Genomic DNA, 21721 nt, shown 5'->3' with positions numbered 1-21721 from the left:
AGTCCCCCTGAGGCCCGAGCTGGATCTTCTGGACACCGTCTCCGACTCGCGTGCCCGTGTCCGCGCGGCCCCCGGCTTGGCGCTCCGGGCCGGAACGGATCTACGACCCGCTCCGTACGGCTACCAGGCACGGCGACAGCCGAACCGCGGAGCGACCCACCGTTCGAGTCGATCGACTGGACCTGGTACGTCGGTGCCCCTCAACAGCTCTGCCTGCGCCCCCTCCCGGTGCAGGAAAGATGCACGCCACGTCCCTTCGCTACGTACAGGCCCTGGGAACGACACCCAACCTCAGCACCTTGGTGAAGGTACTGGTGAGGCCCGACCTACCGGTCAAGGACGCGCACTTCGAGGTCATCAAGAGATTCTTCCTGTGGGACGTCGCCAAGTGCGCTTGGACGCCCTCGGCGTGTCTGTGGGCATTGACACTCTCGTTTCCGCTAGGGGTGGTTGACGAGGTGGATGACCGATTAGTGGCTGCAGCATCGATGCTCCATGTATGGACGCTTCTGAGCGTCCTGCAACTATCATCGGTCCGGGGTGGAGCATCCGCGCTCATGGTGATGTGGCATGAAGAGGGAAGGGCCCCGCTACGGGGACCATGCCCGTCACTGTCATGGGAATCCCGGACGGCCGCCCATCGCAACCGCTGGCCAACGGGGACATGACGCCGAACATGAGTGTGAAGTACGAGGACTACGAAGTCGCCGCGCCGGATCCGGCTGGCATGGTCGCTTCTCTGAGTTCGCTCGGCTACTCGCTGGAGGCAGCCGTCGCGGACCTCGTGGACAACAGCATCTCGGCCAGGGCACGACGCATCGACATTGAGTTCACCTGGGCCGGAGGGGACTCCTGGATCGCCGTGGTCGACGACGGTGACGGCATGACGAGCGACCAGCTCGTGACCGCGATGACGGTGGCGGCACGAGGCCCGGGCACCCTGCGTACGGGTACCGACCTCGGCAGGTTCGGTGTGGGGCTCAAGTCCGCCTCGTTCTCACAGGCCAGACAGCTCACCGTGGCCAGCTCCGACGGCGGTGAGTGGAGCGTCCGGACCTGGGACCTGGACGTCGTCGAGACCTCGGGCAAGTGGCTGCTGCGCCGTGGTACGGGTCCGGACACCGCCGCCCTCATCGAGGGTCTTCGTGACGGTGCGGACAAGGGCACCATCGTGCTCTGGCGACGTCTCAAGGGATTCCACTCCGAGGGTGTGGGCGAGGACGACGAGAAGGTGCAGCAGCAGTTCTACGATGAGGCCGAGCGCACCGAGTCCCACCTGGGCATGGTGTTCGCACGATTCCTCACCGGATCGGGCAGGCGGACCATCCGCGTCTCCGGAACATCGGTCGAACCTTGGGACCCGTTCATGGCCACGCATCCGTCCGTGCAGCGTCTGCCGGTTGAGAACCTGCCGCTGGCCGAGGACCAGGTCAGGGTGGAGGCTTTCGTACTTCCCAGCGCGCAGCGCCTGTCCGAGGACGATCACGCCCGTGCTGCCGGCCCCGCCGGGTGGCTGGGACAGCAGGGGTTCTACGTTTACCGCCGCAACCGGCTGATCCTCGCAGGGCAATGGTTGGGACTCGCGGGCATGCGCCGGGAGGAGAGGTACAACCTGGCGCGGATCGCGATCGACATCCCGGCCGAGACGGATGCGGACTGGGGCGTCGATGTCCGCAAGGCCAGCGTTGTGCCTCCCGTTGCGCTGCGACGGCACCTGCGCCGGATCGCCGCGAAGACCCGTACCCGTGCCGCAGAGGTGCTCCGACACCGGGGCAGGGTTTCGGCACGAACCCATGGGGATCCGCTCCTCTACGCCTGGACCGTCAAACGAGAGAACGGACAGGTCAACTGCAGGATCAACCGGAGCCACCCACTCGTGCGCGAGCTGCTGCAGCACGGGCGTGACTCGGCGCCCGAAGCACGGGCGCTGATCCGCCTGCTGGAGGAGACGGTGCCAGTCACAGCGCTGCGCGCGCTCCATGAGACGGACTCCGAGGACGACCCCGTTCCGTTCGGGGGCGAATCCATGGCCCCGCCGGAAGCGGTGGAGGTGGCCGAGCAGGTGTTCAAGTCGCTCGTCACCCAAGGACGCTCCCCAAGCGCGGCCCGGGACAGGATTCGAGTCATGCCCCCCTTCGACCAGATGCAGGGCTTCTGGAACACCTGATCCCTGGATTGTCGGTAGGTGCCCCTCACCTTACTTCCCATCAAGTAGAGACCCTGCGGAGGCCGTTCGTGAGCACCATCCCCGACGACACCTTCACCGTGGCCCGACGCGTCGCCCTGGCCATGTTGCCCGTGAACCGCCAGGCGTCGTCGGAGGAAGTGATCACAGCGGTCAATGCCGTCATGGGCATGATGGCCGCCCAGGGCAAAGTCCTAGACCGCGAGCAGTTCACGAAGGACCTCCAGGAGATGGTCGCCGTCTACCAGGAGACGTCGTCCGGGCTGCACGACGACACAGGGCACAGGGCGTGGTTGCCGGATGCGAAGAACGACCGGGAGTGGGACTTCTGGGAGCGTTACCGGCTCTACCTCGAAGACGTGCGCAACATGCCCCGCCGGGTCGTGTGGCGTCTCGACGAGAGTACCGACGAGGTTCTGGGGGAGCTGGAGGACCCGCGGCGTGAGGGTTCGTGGCGTCGCTCCGGCCTCGTGATCGGCCAGGTCCAGTCTGGCAAGACCGGTCACTACATCGGTCTCGCCGCCAAGGCGGTTGACGCTGGCTACAGACTGATCGTCATTCTGGCCGGCATCCACAACGACCTGCGCAGCCAGACCCAACTGCGTGTGGACGAAGGGCTCCTCGGGTTCGACAGCCAGCACCTGATGCGCTCGGACGAGGCGGGGGCCAGTCGCCGCCGCATCGGGGCCGGGGCCATGTCCCACGCCAAACAGCTCCCCAGCGCGTCGCTGACCAACAGCTCCGAGAAGGGTGACTTCGACCGCAGGACCGCAGCCAAGGCCAACCTGCCCATCGGCAGCTTCCCCGTCGTCCTAGTGATCAAGAAGCATCGCAAGATCATCGACAACCTGCGGGAGTGGGTGACGAGCACCCACGGGCAGCACGATCCCGAGACCGGACGGGACATCGTCCGCAACGCACCGCTGTTCGTTATCGACGACGAGGCGGACAACGCGTCGATCAACACGTCCAAGGACGCCGACACCGACCCCTCCAAGATCAACGCCGCTGTCCGCAAGCTCCTGAACAGCTTCGACAGGGCTTCCTATGTCGGATACACCGCGACTCCGTACGCGAACATCTACATAGACCCGCATGCCAACCACAAGAAGTACGGACCGGACCTATTCCCCGAGGGCTTCATCCGCACGCTGCGTGCTCCCTCCAACTACCTCGGGCCGGATCGCGTCTTCGGTCTTCGAACGGACGACGTGGAGGAGGACGACGTCGAGCCGCTTCCCCTGGTCCATGATGTGAAGGACGCCGACGGCTGGCTCCCGGGCAAGCACAAGTCTGGTCACGAGCCGGCCGACACCCTGCCTGCGTCGTTGAGGAAGGCGATCCACTCGTTCGTGCTCTCCTGCGCTGCGCGCCGTGCCCGCGGCCAGCTGACCGACCACAACTCGATGCTTGTGCACGTCACACGGTTCACCGCCGTCCAAGGCATCGTCCGCACCCAAATCGACGACTTCCTCCGCCTCGTCAAGGACAGTCTCCGCGACCGCCACGGCGACGCGGCAAGCATACGGATGGAGGAGTTCCGGAACATCTGGGAGGCGGATTACGTCCCCACCACGCGCTACTTCACCGCGGACGAGGCGGTCCGTCTCACCTGGGACGAGGTGGTCCCTCACATCCTTCCGGCGCTGCGGAAGATCGAGGTGAAGGCGGTGAACGGGGCGGCCAGGGACGCCCTCGACTACTACGAACACCGCAGGACAGGGCTGTCGGTCATCGCCATCGGCGGCGAGAAGCTCTCCCGGGGGCTGACCCTCGAAGGGCTCACGATCAGCTATTACCTCCGCGCTTCGAAGACCTACGACACCCTGCTCCAGATGGGCCGATGGTTCGGATACCGCCCGGGCTACGAGGACCTCTGCCGCCTGTACACCACGGCGTCCCTGAAGAGGGCGTACGTGGAGATCACAGCAGCGACGGACGAACTCCGCAGGGAGGTGGAGGAGATGGCGGCCCTTCGCCTCACTCCTCGTGAGTTCGGGCTCAAGGTCAAGGCTTCCTCCCTGGGGCTCGGAGTCACCGCGGCCAACAAGATGAGGAAGGGCACAAAGGTCCTGCTCAGCTATTCGGCCGAAGGCCCCGAGACCGTGCTCTTCAACCTGTCGAAGAAGGCCGTGCAACGGAACTTCGAGACGCTGCAAGCATTCGTCAGCAGGTTGAACGTCATCGCCAGCCCCTCGGTGGAGACACCGGGCAACAGTGTGGTCTGGAGGGACGTCCCGCCGGAGGAGATCGTTTCCGGGTTCTTCGCGGAGTACCAGCCCGATCGTGCGGCACAGCGGGTGCGACCGGCGTTCATCGCCGAGTACATCCGAAAGTGTGCCGCGGCTGGGGAGCTGGGGAGGTGGACCGTGAGGCTGGTGGGCAAGAACCCTGCGGAGCCACCTGTGGACCTCTCGGGACACAGCGTCGGAATGGTCACACGTGAGCCGCTGAACGATCCGGAGAGTGAGGGTCGGTACACCATCCGTCGAGTGCTGAGCCCGACCGACGAGAGCCGGGACTTGGACGAGGAGCAGTACGCAATCGCTCTAGCCAGGACCAAGAAGGCCGCCGAGGGAAAGACCACCCCCAAAGGCGAGCCGCGGGACCCGAAAGTGCCCGCCGGCCCGCAGATCCGGTACCAGAGGCGTCCCGACCAGCCCCTGCTGCTGATCTACCCCATCAAGCCGCCGGTCTTCGGTGACCTTGACGCCAAGACCCCGTTGGTCGGCTTCGCCGTGAGCTTCCCCCGCTCCAGCAACCAGAAGAAGACCGAGTACGTGGTCAACGACATCTGGATCAAGGAGGACATCGAGACGTACGACGAGGAGGACGACGAGTGACGATCACCGAAGGCGACTGGATCGAACTGGAAGACGCCCCCCAGGCCACGTCGGGCCGGTCCATGCGTCGCATCCACTCGAAATCGCCTCACGACATCTTCCTTTCCGTCTCCCACCCCGGCCGTCGGCGGATGCTGGTGTTCCAGGCGGACGCCACTGCCGCCGAGGGCGTGGTGCGTTCCCTGGGACGGCTTCCCCAGACGGCCGGCCTCGAGTTGTCACTCACCTCCCTGTCGCGCCACCAGTACGAGCTGCAGGTGGTGCTCACTGCGGACGACCTACGGGAGGTCTTCTCCCCGCTCGTCACGGACATCGCCGCGACCGCGAAGGACGAACTGACCAGTCTTGAAGCACTCACCGCGGTTGTCAGCCGATTCGGTCACTGGCAGAACCTTCTGCGTTCCGTCGGCCGCGACGGTCTCGGAGTCGAGGCGCGGCGCGGCCTCTTCGGTGAAGTCCTGGTCCTGAGGGAACACATAGCGCCTTCACTCCCACAGTCCGAGGCGGTTGCCGCCTGGACCGGTCCCACCGGCGCCAACCAGGATTTCCAGTGCCCGTGCGTGGCTGTTGAGGTCAAGACGACCACCGCCAGGAACGCTGGATCCGTGCGTATCGCAAGCGAGCGACAACTCGACGACGCAGGGACCCCCTCGCTGCTGCTGGCGCTCGTCATGCTCGACGAAAGACGCGGAGGGCTTGGCCAGAGCCTCAATGCACTCGTCGACCAGGTGCGGAACCAACTTGCCAACCCGGGCGCACGAGCCCGTTTCGACGGACTGCTGATCCAGGCCGGCTACCTGCCAGGCCAGCGGGACCTGTACGACGAACCACGCTACACACCTCGTGACGTGCGGTTCTGGGAGGTGCGCGACGGCTTTCCCAGGGTCGTCGAGTCCGAACTGCCCGCCAGCGTAAGCGACTGTTCCTACAGTCTGGCGCTTTCAGGGCTCGACCAGTACCGCCTCAGCGACGCCGGGGTGGGCAACCTGATCAGGGGAAAGAATGAGTGAGCTCGACCAGAGTGCGTATGCCCGCCAGCTCGTGGGCGACGTCCTGGCGACCGCGGAGGCCGAACGCACGACCACGCCGGAGGCGTTCACGGCGCGTGTGCTTGAGGAGCTTGAGGAGGCGGGCGTCGTCTCCAACACCTACACCGCCTACCACCGGTCGCACGGTCTGGAGGTGCACGGTTACGGCGCAGGAGAGGACTCCGGCAGGCTTGACCTCTTCGTCACCGAATTCCGGCTGTCGCCGCTGGAGGACAGGCTCACGAAAGCGCAGGCCGAGTCTCGCTTCAAGCGGCTTCTGACGTTCCTGCGTCGCTGCCAGAACGGACTGCGTCAGCACATCGACGAGTCGTCGGACGTCTACGACATGTGCGACGCGGTGGAGAAGGCCCTCACCGACGTCATGCAAATCCGCCTCTTCCTGCTCAGCAACGGCGTCAGCACGTCGACAGCCCCGAGCCCAACCGAATTCGACGGCATCCCGGTCATCCACGAGATCTGGGACCTGGCCAGGCTGCACCGACACGCGACGTCCGGCACCCTGAGCGAGCCCATTGTTGTCACGTTCGACCCGCCCCTTCCCTGCCTTTCCGCACCGAGCACGGAGGCGGACCACTCCGTGGCGCTCGCCGTTCTGCCCGGGGACAGGCTCGCGGACCTCTACGCGGAGCACGGCACGCGCCTGCTCGAACTCAACGTGCGCTCCTTCCTGCAGACAAGAGGCACGGTGAATAAGGGAATCCGGGAGTCGCTGCTGCATTCGCCCGGTCGCTTCCTCGCCTACAACAACGGCATCACGGCCACTGCCTCCGAGGTGGAGTTTGCCGAGGGGGCGGACGGCCAGCACCTCGGGATCTCGAGTATTCACGGGCTGCAGATCGTGAACGGCGGCCAGACCACAGCCTCGCTCCACCATGCCAAGAAGCGGGACAAGGCCGACCTGTCGAATGTGCGCGTGCAGATGAAGCTCACGGTGGTCTCACCCGAGAGATTGATGGAGATCGTCCCGATGATCTCCCAGTACTCGAACACCCAGAACAAGGTGACCGCCGTCGACTTCAGCTCCAACCACGAGTTCCACGTCGACGTGCAACGGGTCACCCGTTCCCTCTGGGCTCCTGCCGTTGACGGCAGCGGACAGGAGACGCGCTGGTTCTACGAGAAGGCCCGTGGACAATACGCCGACGCACTGGCCGACTTGAGCGCTGCAGGCCAGAAGCGGTTCAAGACAATCTGGCCCACAAGGCAGAAGTTCACGAAGGCGGATCTGGCGAAATACACCCACTCCTGGGAGCAGTTGCCGTTCCTGGTGAGCCGGGGAGCCCAGAAGAACTTCAACGAGTTCATGATCAACCTCCGCAAGCAGCCTGTCCACGTGGACACGGCGTACTGCCAGCGGATCGTCGCGAAAGCCATCCTCTTCAGAACAGCCGACAGCATCGCCCGTGATCACGATGCGGGCAGTTACAAGAGCGCCATCACGACGTACACAGTCGCACGCCTCTCCCTGGCTGTGGGAAAGCGCATCGACCTCGACGAGATTTGGCGCCGGCAACAGGTGTCCAAGGCTCTCACGGATGCTCTTGACGACCTCTGCCCAAGAGTCATGGCCGTTGTGACCAACCCGCTCCGAGGCACGCACGTCGGCGAGTGGGCCAAGCAACCCGCCTGCTGGGAGGCAGTGTCCCGGGTCAGGTGGACGGTGCCCCAGGCCCTGGAGGCCGAGCTGTTGGATCTTCCTCTGGAGAATCGCCCTGCCAGCGACGCCGACGAGGCTGGCACCGCCGTGGCCCGAGAAGCCGTCGCCAGGGTCCCGCTGCAGGAGTGGGCCGACATCGAGCAGTGGGCGAGGGCGACGCGTACCCTGGAACCCTGGCAGCGTCAGCTGCTTCAGGTGGTGGGACGGCAGCTGAAGGTGAATGAGTCGGTTTCGGAAACCCAGGCTGCACAGCTGCTGCACGTACGCAGCGAGGCGGTACGTCTGGGATTCGCCCCTGCCGGAAGTGCGAGTGTTCAGTGACTTCCCCGTCCAAGGTGCACGGCCCCTCTGCGATCATGTCACAGATGGTGCCGAAGGGGAGCAGCGAGGTGGGAGCCAGATGTCTTCCCGTGGTGACGAAGCCGACAGAAGCTGGATGAAGACGGAGAAGGGCGAACACCTGAAGGGTCGGCGTGTGCGTGACACGGCCCCGGAGGTAGCGCCCGGCCGCGCCCTGCACCAGCTCAGCTTCCATTTCCGCCTGCAGCGACGTGTGGCGCCCCGGTGTACCGCGGACTTCGTCCTGCCGAAGCCCCACGTGGCCGTGTTCGTCAACGGGTGCTGGGCACGGCTGTCCAGAGCACGGGGCTCGTGAGTTCCGCGGCCCGAACGCGTCACGCTGGGCCGAGAAGATCCAGACCAACCAGGCCCGCGCCCCTGCACAATGACCAGGCAGCCCGGGAGTCAGATTGGAAGGTAATCCGGGTTTGGGAATGTGTGATCCGAAAGGACTCCGAGGCTGCGGCGCAGCGGGTGGCAGAGGTCGCCCGTGCAGGAACCACCGCTACACGCCCGCTGCCCTCCGACCCTGCTGACGGCAGGAGGTCAGAAGATCGTCGGCGTCTCTTCCTGACGAGGACAGAGCGTGGCGAGCGGGCACTCCGCACAGAGTGTCTGCCGTTCCCGGCAAAGCTCCGAGCCAATCAGCCGGATCGCAGCCATCCGAAGCGGAGCATACTTGCCCGCGCCCAGAAGCTTCACCAGATTGACCCTGCCCTCGCTGAGGCGGTTCTCGTGATCCGTCCTAGCCCCGTTCATCCGGGCCGCTACGCGGATCGTGCCCTGCCCCACCAACATGATGTCATCGCCGATCAGCAACCTGTAGAGCGACTCCTCGGCGGGCTTCATAGCGAGCTTCGCGGGGATTTCGAACTGGTTGCTCTGCTTCCAGGCCGCAGGCTGGTCCACCAGCGGTTCCAGACGGTCGATGCGAGCTCGCACGACGGCGTTGGGAGCCGCGCCGATCAGCTTCTGGAAGCCCGTCGCCGTGAGCTGCTTGGACCGCCGCACCGTCGCCATCAGGACGGCTCGCTCCTCCGGCTTCATCCTGGTTCCGGAGATCACAGCCGCCACGGCAGCATGGAACGGCACAGGCTCCGCGCCGGGGAACTCGTACCAGTCGTTCACTTCGCGCCGCTCAAGCGCCCACTTGGTGAGTGCCTGGCGAACCTGCTGCCAGTGAGGGTTTAGCCCACCGTCCGCAGGAGGCTTGGCCCCCTTGACCGGCTTGAGAACCTCCGCCGCTGCCTTGCCCAGCATGGGCGGCACGGCGTTCCCGATCTGGCGAAACGCATCGCTTCGGGTACCCGCAAAACGGAAGCCGTCAGGGAAGGTCTGGATGCGAGCTGCCTCCCGCACCGTGAGCGTACGCAGTTGTTCGGGATGGATGTACCAGTAGCCGTCCTTGGCGATGTGAGCAGTGATCGTCCGGCTGAGTTCGTCCCAGGACAGCTTGTTGTACTTGTCGGTGTACTGGTCGGCCTTGTACCGCTGGAACTGCTGTTCCTCGGGTTTAAGCTTCTTGTGCAGCTGCGAGTACAGCGTGGTCGAGTCCATCACGGCGAAGATCCTATGATCGTCTTCCCGGACCCTCCGGGTCATGTGGTCCCAGACCAGACCCTCCGGCGCGCCTTTACGCATCTTCTTGGCGAAGGGTGAGATATCGCCGGGCTCGCTGTAAGCCATCTCGCGCCCCCCGACTCGCTCCAGCGGCACAACTTCGAGTTCGGGGAGGTCCCCGATGGCGTCTCGGAGCGTGGTCCGGCCAGACTGAGGGGCGCGCCACTCGAACTGATCAACGTCCTTCCTCGCCAGCAGTATGAGTCGCTTGCGGTGCTGGGGGACCCCGTAGCTCCACGCATCAACGAGCCGGACCTGGGTTGCATAGTGAAGCTCCTCCAGTTCCTCCTCGATCGTGCGGATCACGGAGAAGTCATCGCCGAGACCCATGTCCGGGACGTTCTCCATGAGGACGACCCTGGGACGGATCTCCTTCACGACGTCCAGGTAGGAGCGCCACAACTTCTTACGGTGGTCCTCCGGATCCCGGTTGTGGTTGGCCACGAGATTCCGGATCTTGTTACGACCAGCCCTGCTGAAGGGCTGGCACGGAGGCCCTCCGGCGACCAGATCGATGTCCGCTGGCTCAAGCAGCTCGAGGAGCTCCCTGCGCTTGGCCGGGTCCCCAAGGTCCATATGCAGGCTGAGACCAGGGAAGTTCGCGCGATGGGTTTCCAATGCTCGCTCGTCGAAGTCGACTGCAGCAGCAAGCGTCCACCCAGCCTGCTGAAGGCCGTAGCTCAGGCCACCCGCCCCGGAGAAGAGATCAACAGCAAGCCTCTTGTCCTTACCGAAGGTTTTCAGCCACTTCCCGAAGTCCTCTGCGGTGCAGCTGTTCTTGTGCGGGCCGAGCTTCAGTGGATCGCTCCGCTCAAGAGGCACACCGTAGTAGCCACCCACAGTCCGACCTCCGTCACAACGACACAAACGAGCACCAGGACATCACACAATGGCTGGTCAAAGCAAGATTCAGAGGCCGTTGACCTCGGTGTTCTGCCTGCCATGCATCTGTCGGTGCTCGTACGAGCTGCGGAGGTGTACGGAGCCCCCCTGACTTCGCGTGAACGGCCTAGTGCACTCCTCGGGCTCAAGCATAAGGGACGCGTGTGGCACGGAGAGGGGGGACTGCGTAACTACTACTGACGGGTTATTCCGCCCCAGGCGCCACGGCCGCGAGGCGGGATGAGCGCTCAGGGGCAGGCAGGGGCGACACCGTGGGACGTGCGATTCCTCCAGTCCCACCCAAGGGTCTCGCCCCTCAGCCCGCGCTCTGGTCGAGGCACGGCGCCCTGACCAGAATACCCGCATGCCGGAATCGTTTATTCGATCCAGACCGACAGGGAAACCCAGGCCGACGGGGAAACGGGGGAGTCGGTGAACGATGCGTCGATCGTCGAGTACAGGAGGTCGACCGGCAAGGCAGTGATCACGCGGGTCTCCTGGTATCTGGCGTTGCTGCGGGACCATCGGCACGAGTGCCTGGTGAAAGACCGGCTGGGTGAACCAAGCCGCCGGGTCGATCGGAGCAATCCACGACTGGTGTGTCCTACTGGGGACTTCACCCCGTTCGATGCGCATGCTGTGGAGAAGATCGGCCGCCGGATCGACCTGGTGAGCTATCGAAACTTCGGCGGTAGGTTTCTGGCCATGCAGCTTGTCGCCTCCGCGGAAACGCCGCATGCCCAGGCAACGACCGCGGATGCCATGAGCGGAGGCGAAGGTCAGGTCGGCCCGGCAGATCCACAATGAGGCCGAAGCGGTTGCGGGATCTGTACGCCGATCTCGATGCCCTGTTGATCTCCTCTGACGAAGTGCAGAGGGAGTTCCAACTGCACTGCACAGCACCGCCTACCGCCGGATCAAGAACGTGGCCACACTCTCGTGCTCACACTCAAGGTCGATCCGAACACAGTCGAGCTGAGCAACGGGCTCGCTCGTAACGTTCGGGAAATCCACTGTCTGGGGACGGGCCCTCTGAAGGTACAGATCCGCTCCCGGGGGACCTGGCTAGAGCCACCACCCTTGTCCAGCGAAGCGCCGAAGGTCGCTGAACAACGGGCGAGGGCAAAGCATCGGGCCGCCCTTGCGGCAGCTTGACATCCAATCAGTAGGCTCACCCTGGAAGAGAGACCCCGCTGACCGTGAGAAACTGGCATAACCCCCCACTGCACCGTTTGACCGTCTGTGAACACTCAAGACAGGCGGCTCTTAGTTGGTCCAGGAGACAGTGTTCGGTGGAAGCCTTCGGCCAGTTGAGCGAGCAGGACCGCTCCCAGGCAATTCAAGTACTGTGTCGGCGTCTCTCCTCACGGGATCTGCGGGCGGTGATCGAGGACCTTGAGAGCGGTGGGAGATCTCGTTCCAAGAAGTCGGTGGAGTGGATCATCGCGGCAGTTGAGAACGAATCCGGAAGGCTGCGGTCAAAACTTCCCGAGGGCGAGCTTGCCGAGTTCCTGGTCGACAGGTCGGGCTTCGGCCTTCTCGAGTCCAGGACGCTACGGGAACGGCTTGCGCTTTCCGCATCGGAGGACGAGCTGGAGAGCCTGCACGACTACCGAGGTGGCGAACGCAGCCGTGGGGGGAGCAGAGCGAAGGCCAAGAAGATCGCGGAGCGCACGTGGAAGCCGGGCAAGAGCTGGCCTCGCCACTTCGTGCGAGTCCTCGACATACCGCCTACCTTTGCCGGCCTGCCAGGAAGCCCACGGGAGCCGGACACTCTGGAAGTTGCTCCTTTTGTACCTCTCCGAGACTTGGAGGACTTCCAACTGGACCTCAAGGAGCAGGTGATGGAGGTGCTTTCCGGGGCACCGGGCGCCAACCGCGGTGTTCTGACCCTGCCCACAGGAGCTGGCAAGACCAGGACCGCGGTCGAGAGCCTCATCGAGTGGCGCATCGCCCAGCAGGGCCGTCAGGCCGTTCTCTGGATCGCCCAGAGTGAGGAACTGTGCGAGCAGGCGGTCCAGGCGTTCCGTGAGGTATGGACAGACCTCGGACATCGCAATGACCAGGTACGGCAAACCATGAAGGTCGCCCGACTGTGGGGGAAAGCCTCTGTCCCGAGCGATCCCGACATCGTCGTGGCCAGCATCCAGAAGCTCTACGCAGTTCTTCGAGGCACCAACGACGACATGCAACAAGAACTCGAGCTGCTGCGCGAGAACCTCGGCGCGGTGGTTGTGGACGAAGCGCACCGAATGCTGGCCCCCAGCTACAGCAGAGTCCTGCGCTTCCTTGGGATCGAACTCGGGCAGAAGGCCGCGGTACCCCTCATCGGACTGACAGCCACACCCTTTCGAAGGGTCGACACCGAGACTCGCCAGCTGGCGGCCAGGTTCCACAGCAGGCTTCTCAGTTCCCGCTCCTTGGGTGAGGACATCGTGTCCGAGCTCCGTCGGCGAGATGTCCTGTCACGGCCTGAGCACAAGGTGCTCTCCTATGCCGGTCCTGAGTTCCAGATGGAGGACGTCGAAAGCTACCGAACGCACTTCGCTCAGTTCGATGACTTCCACCCTGACTTCCTCCGCCAGATCGGTGAATCGGACGCGAGGAACCGTGCTTTGCTGAAGCAACTGCTCGAACTACCGTCGGACTGGCCGACGCTGTTCTTCGGCTGCACCGTGGAACACGCGATAGCAATGGCTGTCCTACTGCGACGCGCCGGCCGAGCCGCGGAGGTCGTCACCTCCGACACACGCAGCGCGACACGGCGCGCACTAATCGAACAGTTCCGCGACGAACACCTATCCGCCCTATGTAACTACGGTGTCCTCACGACCGGTTTCGACGCTCCGGCGGTACGAGCCTTGGTGGTCGGTCGCCCCACCACCAGTCCGGTCCTGTACGAGCAGATGATCGGTAGGGGCATGCGCGGACAGCGGTTCGGTGGAACAGAGAGTTGCCTGGTTGTGGACATTGAGGACAACATCCGGTTCAGCGGACAACTCGCCTACAAGCGGTACTCCAGCTACTGGTCAAGCACCCAGAGCGGCACCTAGCCCGGCGGCGCACCGCTTCTGCGTCGGCTCTCCCTCAGCCCACGCAGAAGCGGTCGGGTGACGCCAACCCCAGCTGATCAGCAGGTCACGGTAGGTTCTCAGCGAGGAGAAGGCGGTCCAACCCCTGGTTGCGGTGCTCACACGAGGTCTCCGACGCCAGGAGACACGAGTAGCAGGCAACTCCGTCGGCCCCCACGGACGGCGCTTCCTGACACAGCGGGTCGTTGGAGCAACTGTCGACGTCTCGCAGCGCGTGCGAAAGAACGTTCTCGAAGCGGTTGACGAGAGCGACCAGCCCTCCAAGAGTGCCGTCTCCTCCGGGTTGGACCGTGTAGAGGAGAAGTCCACTGCCTGCGACCCTGCCGTCCTGCACGCTGAGATAGACCCGCTCACGGATCGCTGCGGACGAGTATCCGGAGTCCACTGAAAACGCCCTGAGGAGGCGGTGGGAGAGGGTGTGCCACCAGACGTGAACGGGGTGGAGTGATGGATCACCGTCTGGATCACTCCTGAACCGTTCGTTCCACTGGTGGGCCCTGCTGCCTCCCAGGGTGAGCGAGTCGCCCGCAAGATCAATGAAGACGCCCTCGCCGAAGAGCTCGATGCCGGGATACCAGGTGGTGCCGTTCCAGTCGAAGGCAGTCGACACCTTCTGGGCCTTCTGCGGGTCCAGCCGCTGGTAACCTGTCTGAACCATGACCATGCGGAGACGGCTGACGGGTGCGACCCGCAGCCTGTGACGGCGGTCGGGCCCCTGTACGAGGCGCACATCGTCCTGGCGAACCTCGAACAGCGGAGGAGAACCGAGGTGCGGGTGGGGAACCGCCGGAACACCACAGGTCGCTGCTTGGCGCAGTCGGTCGAGTTCGTCGTCACGTAGTGACGCCGAGACCGTGTTGTCAGCTCCCAATAGTTGGTCAACCGCCTTGCTGATCTCGGACCACGGTGTCTGTTTCAGGTACTCGATCGCGTCCGGGGGAAGCCCTGCCCGTTCAGCCCCAGCCATGAGTGCCACCTGGTCGAGGAGGCCAAGGGGATGAAGTGCCCCGACTGCCCCCATCAGGGATCGGTCGCTGAGGATGTCATGAAGCCTGGTCGGCATATCCACGATCGTCAGCGCGCTCTGGAGCAGACTCAGCCGTAGGTTGGCAGCCCCTCGCTGGACGATGCGGGCCTTCTGCACACACCGCGCCGTCGCCGACGCCGGGCGCCCCCCGTGCTCCACGATGCGGCCACTACACCACCAGGACTTGGCGTACGCCTGGCCGAAGTTGGCGGTCGCGTGGCAACGGGGACACTCAATGCGGACGAGCCGGAGGGCGCGGCCACCCCCGTGCCACAGGTAGTGTTTCGTGCCACATCCCCCACCTTCATGTACGAGTCCGTGCCAATGGACCTCGTCCAAGTGACCGTTCTCGCATGTCTGCACGAAACGGATCGCCTCGCGCCCCGCCTTCTCCCGGCGCTGCTGCGACGACACCGACGGGCACTCCGGGCAGCCGCTGTCGGCCGCGTACAGCACTTGGTGCGGTCGGTGCTGCGTGCACAGGGACCAGAAGGGAAACGCGTGGGCGGGGTAGATCGTTCTGTCAGAGGGGAGTCCGAGTTCGGCGTTGGTGGGCACACGAGCGATACGCGCACCGTCCAGCTCGAGGCGTGAGAGCCGTTCGTCGACGATCTCGAAGTCCTGGGGCTGACGGCCGATCTCGTTGAAGAGTGTGTCAACCGTCTTCAATATGACCGGCCCGGACCCGGTCTCGAGAATACTTCCAGGGCCAAGGGTGATGACGAACTGGGACGGGCGGATCTCCTGGTAGGGACGGCTCACGGTTCATCCCCTTCCCTTGACAGTGGTGGTGGCCTCCACCTCACGCAGCGAGTTCGGCGCGTTCTCGTAAGCCTCACCGGTCCCTGCGACATGGTGCGCAAGGTCACCGAGGACGACCGGCCGAGAGGCCGGACGTGTGACTGTCGGCTCGTGGTACAGCAAGGCACCACCTACACGATCAGCAACCTGCCGCCACCGTTCCAACTCCGAGCGGGCGTGGTCCTCCGTGTCCGAGGTCGGTGGTCGGCGGAGGGCAGGCTGCTGGGCGGCACGTTCCTCGAGGATTCCGGGGAGAACGTCCACTTCGGGGTCCAGGTGGGCATCCCTCATCTCGTGGGCACGGCAGGACCAGCCCCCGTTGCTGAGCCGCTGTTGGATCCGCCACCGCTCGTCGACTGTCACAGAACCCGTCGTGGTCGGAACGCTCGCTGCCTGACGGAGGACACTCACCATCACCGGGCCGAGTGCCCTGTCCCTGGCCCGGGGCGCGAAGGGGTTGACAGTAACGGGCTCGACGTGGCGGTAGAGCGTGGTGTGGTAGCCGGTGAAGTACTCGTAGTGGCTGAGGTCCCGCGGGCGCGAGGCCCGGTAGAAGGTGACGACGAGACCGCCAACACCCCGGCCCACGCGACCGGTGGCCTGGATGTAGGAGGAGGTGGTCTTCGGCTGCCCGTGTACGACCATGAGTCCGAGTCTGTCCACGTCGACACCTGTGCCGAACATCGAGGTGGCGACGACCGCGTTCGCAGGTTCCCGGTCAGGCGCCAATCGGACCCCCAGCTCCTCGAGCATGCCCGGGAGTCGTAGGGAACTGGTGCGGCTGGAGAGCTCCATCGGCTCCTGCTCGTCCAGAGTACGAGGCGACGCGGCAACGCTCCCCAGACGTTGGGGGATGTCCTGACGGGCCAGCGCAACAGCTCCAGCGAGTTCGCGGATGGCGTTGAAGTAGCCCACGAGCGTCCAGAACGGATCCAACTCCTCCTGTGCGACGCCGACGTCGAGTCTGTCGCGGGGTGTCTGGAGTAGACGCGACCACATTCGAACGATGGGTGTCTGCGCTCCGCGGCCAGGGGCGATCACTCCGACGTGCAGACGACCCGCCCCCTTTGCGTCGAGTGGATGGGAGGAACCGGTCGAGGAGAAGAACGTCTCCTCTGCGCGGAGTCCCTGGGGAGGGAAGACCTCCAGACTCCGGTCGAACAGCGAACGGACCTGTTCCTCCGCCCTCCGGACGGTCGCGGTGGAGGCGACGTACTTGGGCCTGACGATGTTCTCTCCGTCGTGCACCGTGGAGAGGATGTCGATGCCAGCCTCGTAGAGGCCGACCATACTGCCCAGAGGGCCTTCGATGAGATGCAGTTCGTCCTGCAGCACGAGGTCGGGTGGGCGGAATCCACGGACCTGCACGTTGCTCCCATCTGTCACCTCCTCACGGGGGTTTCGTGGGAGGGTCGCCGGCCCTGCCGGAGGCGCCCAGGCCCTGTAGTAGCCCAGGTGTTCGTTGAGCCTGTCGACGTTGCCGAACAGAGCGCCGGCTCTCGGTTCGAAAGCCAGGCGGGCGAACTTGTCCACCGTCGCCACCACCATCGACGGGCACCTGGCATAGACCTGCTCGTCCACCGTCCACGCCGGGACGGGGCAGTGCGTCGAGGAACCATCACCCCGGTCGAAGGCCGGCAGCACGGGCCAGGCACCGACCTCGGTCGTCTCGGACCAGGCCAGGTCGGAGTTGAGTGAACACTCCGGGTTCGGACAGAAGATCTCGAACTCGACGGGCTTCTCGCTTCGTCGCTTGCCCCACTCGACCGTCCGCACGAAGTACCCCGGTCGGCTTGCGCGTGCGGAGACGAGCCAGGATCCGGAACCGAGCAGGCGACGCGCGTGCCCGTCGAACCACTTGTCGACGCTCTGGTCAGACACGTCCGCAGTGACGCGGAACCAAACGGACACGGTCACGAACGACGGGTCCGCGTGACGGGTGACCGCGACCGCGGTCACGTCGAACGGCTCTTCCGACAGCTGCGGTGCCACGTCCGGGCCCAGAGCGAACTCCGGGTCGCCCACCACGAGGTGCAGCACACCCGTGTCACCTTCGCGCAGACCCTCCGGGGGGAGGGCAAGCGTCGACCTGCAGGCCGGACAGTTCAGGATCTGGGCCGGGTCGCCCTCTCCTTCCTTCCCCTCCAGAATCGAGATGGCTCCGTGCCTCGTGATGATCCTGTTGTTCGCGTCGCGGTATTCGAAGTCCTGCAGGTTGTTCGGGGTCACGTTGCCACCCACCCACAGACCGACCGAGAACCTGGTGGAGCCCCACGGCACGTCACCGAGATCCTCCCACCCGGAGGGCCGCCAGCCACGCTGTCCGGGCGAGCCGCTGACCCTGAGGAACTCGCACGCGGTCACCATGGCGAGCGCCCTCCGGTACTGCTGGATCGTGAGGAGCCGCAGTGTGTACCGGGAAAGGACGGTTACTCCTGCTCCTCCCCCGGGCTCCTGCCAGTGCTGGGCACGAAGCCGCCGGAACGCGAGAGTAAAGGCAGCGAGTCCGAGGTACGCCTCGGTCTTGCCTCCACCGGTCGGGAACCACAGCAGGTCACACACCTCACGGTCCTCGTGGGTGTCGTCGACGACCCCCCGTAGGTTGACCATCTGGAACGCGAGCTGGAAGGGCCACCAGCGGTTGACCCTCCCCTTGGTCCACTGCGACTGGAGGGCGATCGCCCGGTTGGCGAAGCAGAACGCGAGGAAGGCGTCGCGGTCGCCTGCCAACAGCTCTATACCGTCACGGATCCGATCGAGCGCGCGTCGGCACCCGGAGAGGTGTCGATGGGCCGGCGTACCCGGCGCATGGTCTCCCACCCCGCTGGCCTGGCCCTCGATCCAGCGTTCGTACGCGTCCGCGAGCGGCTCCAGCTTTCGGCGGAGTACGGCACCATCCGTGATCTCGGCCAGTTCCACCGGGTCCAGCTCGGGTGGATCCCCCGCGCCGGTCGGCCAGCCCTTGTCCGGGGCGTTGACGGGAACCACAGGAACGAACTCGGACCGGACCTCGGCCGGTTCGAACTCGGCCACCGTCTTGTCGTCGAACAGGTGACGCCCATCGGACCACCTGAACGGGGGCCGGGCTCCCTCCAGCCCTCCCGGACATGGGCGCTCTGGATCGACCTGACGCCAGACGGCGGAGCAGAGGTGCCCCCTGGCAAGGACGGGTCGGTCCTCGTAGAGAAGCGCCAGGCTCTCGTCCTCCTCGTCCTGCGCCAAGTGCTGGTGTTCCAGCGGAACCAGCTCGACTCCACCCTGACAGCGCAAACGTACCTGCGGCTGGAACACGTGCTCCGACGGGGAGGGGCGGTCTGATTCCACAGTGCTCTGGTTGACCACGAACACCGAGATCTTCCAGATGCCGCGGGAGTCCCTTCGGCTACGGACCCTCACCACGACCCCTGGGTCCTCGGGGTCGCTCAGCGAGTGGTCGACGGAACAGTCCACGTCGCGCCAGACAGCCCCGTGTGGCTCCCGCAGCCATTCCCCGTTCGCCTCCTTGCCGTACCTGGCCCAGGTACCGCAGATGTCGATGCGTGGGCTGTCAGAGACATTGACCGCCAGAGACACACCCATCGACGACGGTCTGGCGCGAGGGTCGATTGCCAAGGGTGGAAGGCTCGCACCAAGAGGTTGGTGTCCAGACATGGACTCGCCTGGATCGAGGTCGTCGTCACCGCCCAAGGGCTCGTCGCCGACGAGCTCCTGGTCCGAGTCGACCTCGACCGAAGGGGATGAGAACGGAGCCAGGACACCGACGATGTACTCGTCAAGCGGGTCTTCTTCGCCCCCCAGCCTCTCGATCGGCCCGCCCCGGGGACCGAGGATCTCAGCTACGAGATCCTCGACGAGGTGGTCTCGCTCACTCAACGGGGTACTCCTTATCGCTTCGTTCCTCGTGGGGGAACCCGAGAACGAATGCGGCGCCGCCGAGTTCGCCCTGCTGCTCGGTCTTGTCCGCCAAGCGCAACGTGCATCCGAGACTCCGGGCCAGCTCAGCGGATATGAAGAGGCCGAGCCCAGTGCCCCCGACCTTCAGGGTGCTGAAGGGCTGGAAGAGCTGCTCGCCCATCTCCGGATGCACGCCCGGACCCGAGTCGACAACGAGGACCCGCCGCTCCGTAGGCCTCAGGTGCACCACGATCCGTTGGTCAGCCGCTTCACCCAGTACCGCCCAGTAGCTTGCGTTGTGTAGCAGATTGTCGAGGATCTGAACGACGGCTGCGGGTCGGCTGCGAACCTCGAAGTCGTCACCCTCGACCAATACGTGGATCCCTGCCGCATCCAGATTGTGCTGGTTCAGAAGGAGAGCCAGACGAACTGCGTCGGCGACACTGGTCGATCGCACGCGGTCGGCCCGTCCGACGGACTCGTACGGAGCGAGCACACGGAACTCGTTGCGCAGTGTTCGCAGGCTGACCGCAACAGCTCTGAGCATGTCACGCGTCCTGTCGTCACCCCGCGCAACGCTCTCCAACTGCTGCAGGTGCGTCATGGCGGCGCCGACTTGGCGCCCGAACTCGTGGACAACCCTCTCGGCAGCCAGCCCGGTGGCGGCAAGCTGCCGCATGATGTCTCGACGCCGCTGCCGCTCCTGAAGGTCCGTACTGACTCCGTCGAGCTCGTTAACCAGTTCCGACACCGCCTGCCGCTGCGTCAACACGGCTGCCAGCTCCGGGATGTGCTTCTGGTCGGCACCCTCTGCCTCAGAGGGACGAGCAGGACTGGGAGACCAACGTACCGGGACGTCATCGCGCGCCGTCTTCTCGATAGCCGAGGCGAGCGCCCTGGCTGCCCGTACACCGTCGGCTGCGGTGACCGGCCGTTGTTTCGTACCCCCCGTCGGCCTGTCTCGACGCCAGTGTGAAGTGAACAGCCTCACAACTGACCGCACGAGGGTCCGCAGGTCCTGGAAAGCCTGGTTCTCGATCAAGCCCTCACGGTTCGTTTTGTCCCTCAACTGCAGGTTCGTCGTCTGGTCGACGAGCACCAACCCGATCACCTGGTTATTTCCGACCCGCTCGGCCGGGGCCTGGATTCGCTCTTGGTCCAAGAACAGCCAGTCGTCACCTGGCTCACCGTAGGGCAGCGCTCTCAGGCCGTCCCGGAACAGCGACACTCCGCAGTGTGCGTCGAGCTCACGACGGGAAACACCACTTGTCTGAATGAAGTTGCTCGACCGGTCCCAGACGTAGAGGTTCACCCAGAACGGACCACAGTCAGGGGTTCGACCGGCCAGTTCGTCACCACTCAGCGCGAGTAGGGACTCGGTTCCAGAGCGAGATCTCGAAGCCACCGCAGGGTGCCGACAGGTGTACTCGTAGTCGCACCCCCCGTCAGCGTCAACGAGTACCCGGAACTCGTAATGGGCGCGATCCAGGATGTCAGTCGGGTCGATGTCCTGGAGTTCGGAGTAGTCCGGGCACACCAGCCCCACCCGGAAGTCCGCCACTTCACTGACCGGGCTCTGAAGCCGCTTCAGTGTCCGGTGCACCTTACGGACGAGCTTTTCGTTCCAAGGACCACGGCTGGAACGGATCTCGAGTCGCGTGCCGGTCAACTCCCCCATGAATACCTCAGGGGAACGTTCCACGGCCGTCAGACTGAGCCCATCAAGGAACGTGTCGGAGGCATCGAATCGGTCCCAGTCGACATCAAGGCAGATCTCGTCACTGCCAGCCGCCCGCGTGACGAGTCTCAGACGTCGGCCGAGATGATGGACCGCGAACCGCCCGACGCCCTTCTCTCCGATCGGCAACCGCCCCCGCGGGGTTCGTTCCGCCCTGTGCTTCTTCCGTTCCTTGTGGTCGACCGCGGGACTGAGCCACTTGCCCACTAGGTCGTCGAGCGTCATCCCCACACCGTTGTCTTCGACGACCACGAGTGCAGTCCCTGGATCGGCAAGGTTCGACAGTTCGACGGTCACGTCGGTCGCATCGGCGTCGTAGGCGTTCTTCACCAACTCCACGAGACCGACCGCCTGGTCACTGATCAGGTGTTCACCAAGAACACTGACCAGACGAGCGCGTGGTCTGAAGGCCACGGCATGCGTTCGGGTGGTCACGTCAGCCGTCGTTCCGGGAGCCTTGAAGCGTTCCAAGGGCTCCAGAGCGCTGGCCTCTCCCCTCTCTGCCCCTGTCAACATCCCACCGTCTTCTCCCACGACCACGTCGTCGTGGTGCTGCTCTCTCGGAACAAGCCCCCAGCCCCCTGTCAGCCTGAT

Annotated in this window: 11 protein-coding genes; 7 read left to right on the top strand and 4 right to left on the bottom strand. The window is 64.9% G+C overall.

What is annotated here, in order from left to right; translation table 11 throughout:
• Positions 1 to 676: 676 nt before the first annotated feature.
• From KN815_RS08085 to KN815_RS51845, 5 genes are all read left to right on the top strand, one after another.
• Positions 677 to 2167: an ATP-binding protein gene (locus KN815_RS08085; RefSeq protein WP_216341057.1), complete on the top strand. Its 1491-nt coding sequence runs from the start codon at positions 677 to 679 to the stop codon at positions 2165 to 2167.
• A gap of 68 nt (positions 2168 to 2235) precedes the next feature.
• Positions 2236 to 5028 (top strand): Z1 domain-containing protein, encoded by a 2793-nt coding sequence (locus KN815_RS08080; protein ID WP_216341056.1) that lies wholly within the window; start codon positions 2236 to 2238, stop codon positions 5026 to 5028.
• Positions 5025 to 6038 carry a PD-(D/E)XK motif protein gene (locus KN815_RS08075; protein WP_216341055.1) on the top strand — a complete coding sequence of 338 codons (1014 nt, stop codon included), beginning with the start codon at positions 5025 to 5027 and terminating at the stop codon, positions 6036 to 6038. The genes KN815_RS08080 and KN815_RS08075 overlap by 4 nt, the downstream gene beginning before the upstream one ends.
• Entirely contained in the window at positions 6031 to 8055 is a 2025-nt protein-coding gene (locus tag KN815_RS08070; RefSeq protein ID WP_216341054.1) for an AIPR family protein, read from the top strand. Before KN815_RS08075 ends, KN815_RS08070 begins: the two co-directional genes overlap by 8 nt.
• Positions 7955 to 8389: a PDDEXK family nuclease gene (locus KN815_RS51845; protein ID WP_308403644.1), complete on the top strand. Its 435-nt coding sequence runs from the start codon at positions 7955 to 7957 to the stop codon at positions 8387 to 8389. Before KN815_RS08070 ends, KN815_RS51845 begins: the two co-directional genes overlap by 101 nt.
• Positions 8390 to 8619: 230 nt before the next feature.
• Here the strand turns inward: KN815_RS51845 and KN815_RS08060 are convergent, their stop codons facing one another.
• Complete coding sequence (locus KN815_RS08060) at positions 8620 to 10533, bottom strand: DNA cytosine methyltransferase (RefSeq protein ID WP_253208830.1); 1914 nt, start codon at positions 10531 to 10533, stop codon at positions 8620 to 8622.
• 474 nt (positions 10534 to 11007) lie between these two features.
• On the opposite strand from KN815_RS08060, the gene KN815_RS08055 reads away from it, so the two are divergent.
• Both KN815_RS08055 and KN815_RS08050 read left to right on the top strand, forming a co-directional pair.
• Positions 11008 to 11382 (top strand): hypothetical protein, encoded by a 375-nt coding sequence (locus KN815_RS08055; protein WP_216341053.1) that lies wholly within the window; start codon positions 11008 to 11010, stop codon positions 11380 to 11382.
• A gap of 485 nt (positions 11383 to 11867) precedes the next feature.
• Positions 11868 to 13628 (top strand): DEAD/DEAH box helicase, encoded by a 1761-nt coding sequence (locus tag KN815_RS08050; protein WP_216341052.1) that lies wholly within the window; start codon positions 11868 to 11870, stop codon positions 13626 to 13628.
• 85 nt (positions 13629 to 13713) lie between these two features.
• Here KN815_RS08050 and drmB read toward each other — a convergent pair whose 3' ends face one another.
• From drmB to KN815_RS08035, 3 genes are read right to left on the bottom strand one after another with little or no spacing between them, the layout of a single operon-like run.
• Positions 13714 to 15456, bottom strand: a complete 1743-nt coding sequence (gene drmB / locus KN815_RS08045; RefSeq protein WP_216341051.1) for an MrfA Zn-binding domain-containing protein — start codon at positions 15454 to 15456, stop codon at positions 13714 to 13716.
• Between the two features lie 3 nt (positions 15457 to 15459).
• Positions 15460 to 19368: a DISARM system helicase DrmA gene (gene drmA, locus KN815_RS08040; protein ID WP_216341050.1), complete on the bottom strand. Its 3909-nt coding sequence runs from the start codon at positions 19366 to 19368 to the stop codon at positions 15460 to 15462.
• Positions 19361 to 21667, bottom strand: a complete 2307-nt coding sequence (locus KN815_RS08035; protein WP_216341049.1) for a sensor histidine kinase — start codon at positions 21665 to 21667, stop codon at positions 19361 to 19363. Before KN815_RS08035 ends, drmA begins: the two co-directional genes overlap by 8 nt.
• Positions 21668 to 21721 lie beyond the last annotated feature (54 nt).

This window comes from Streptomyces niphimycinicus (genome assembly GCF_018883605.1).
Lineage (GTDB): Bacteria > Actinomycetota > Actinomycetes > Streptomycetales > Streptomycetaceae > Streptomyces > Streptomyces niphimycinicus.
Note: the sequence above shows the minus strand (reverse complement) of the source record. Positions and strands in the feature narration are given on the sequence as shown.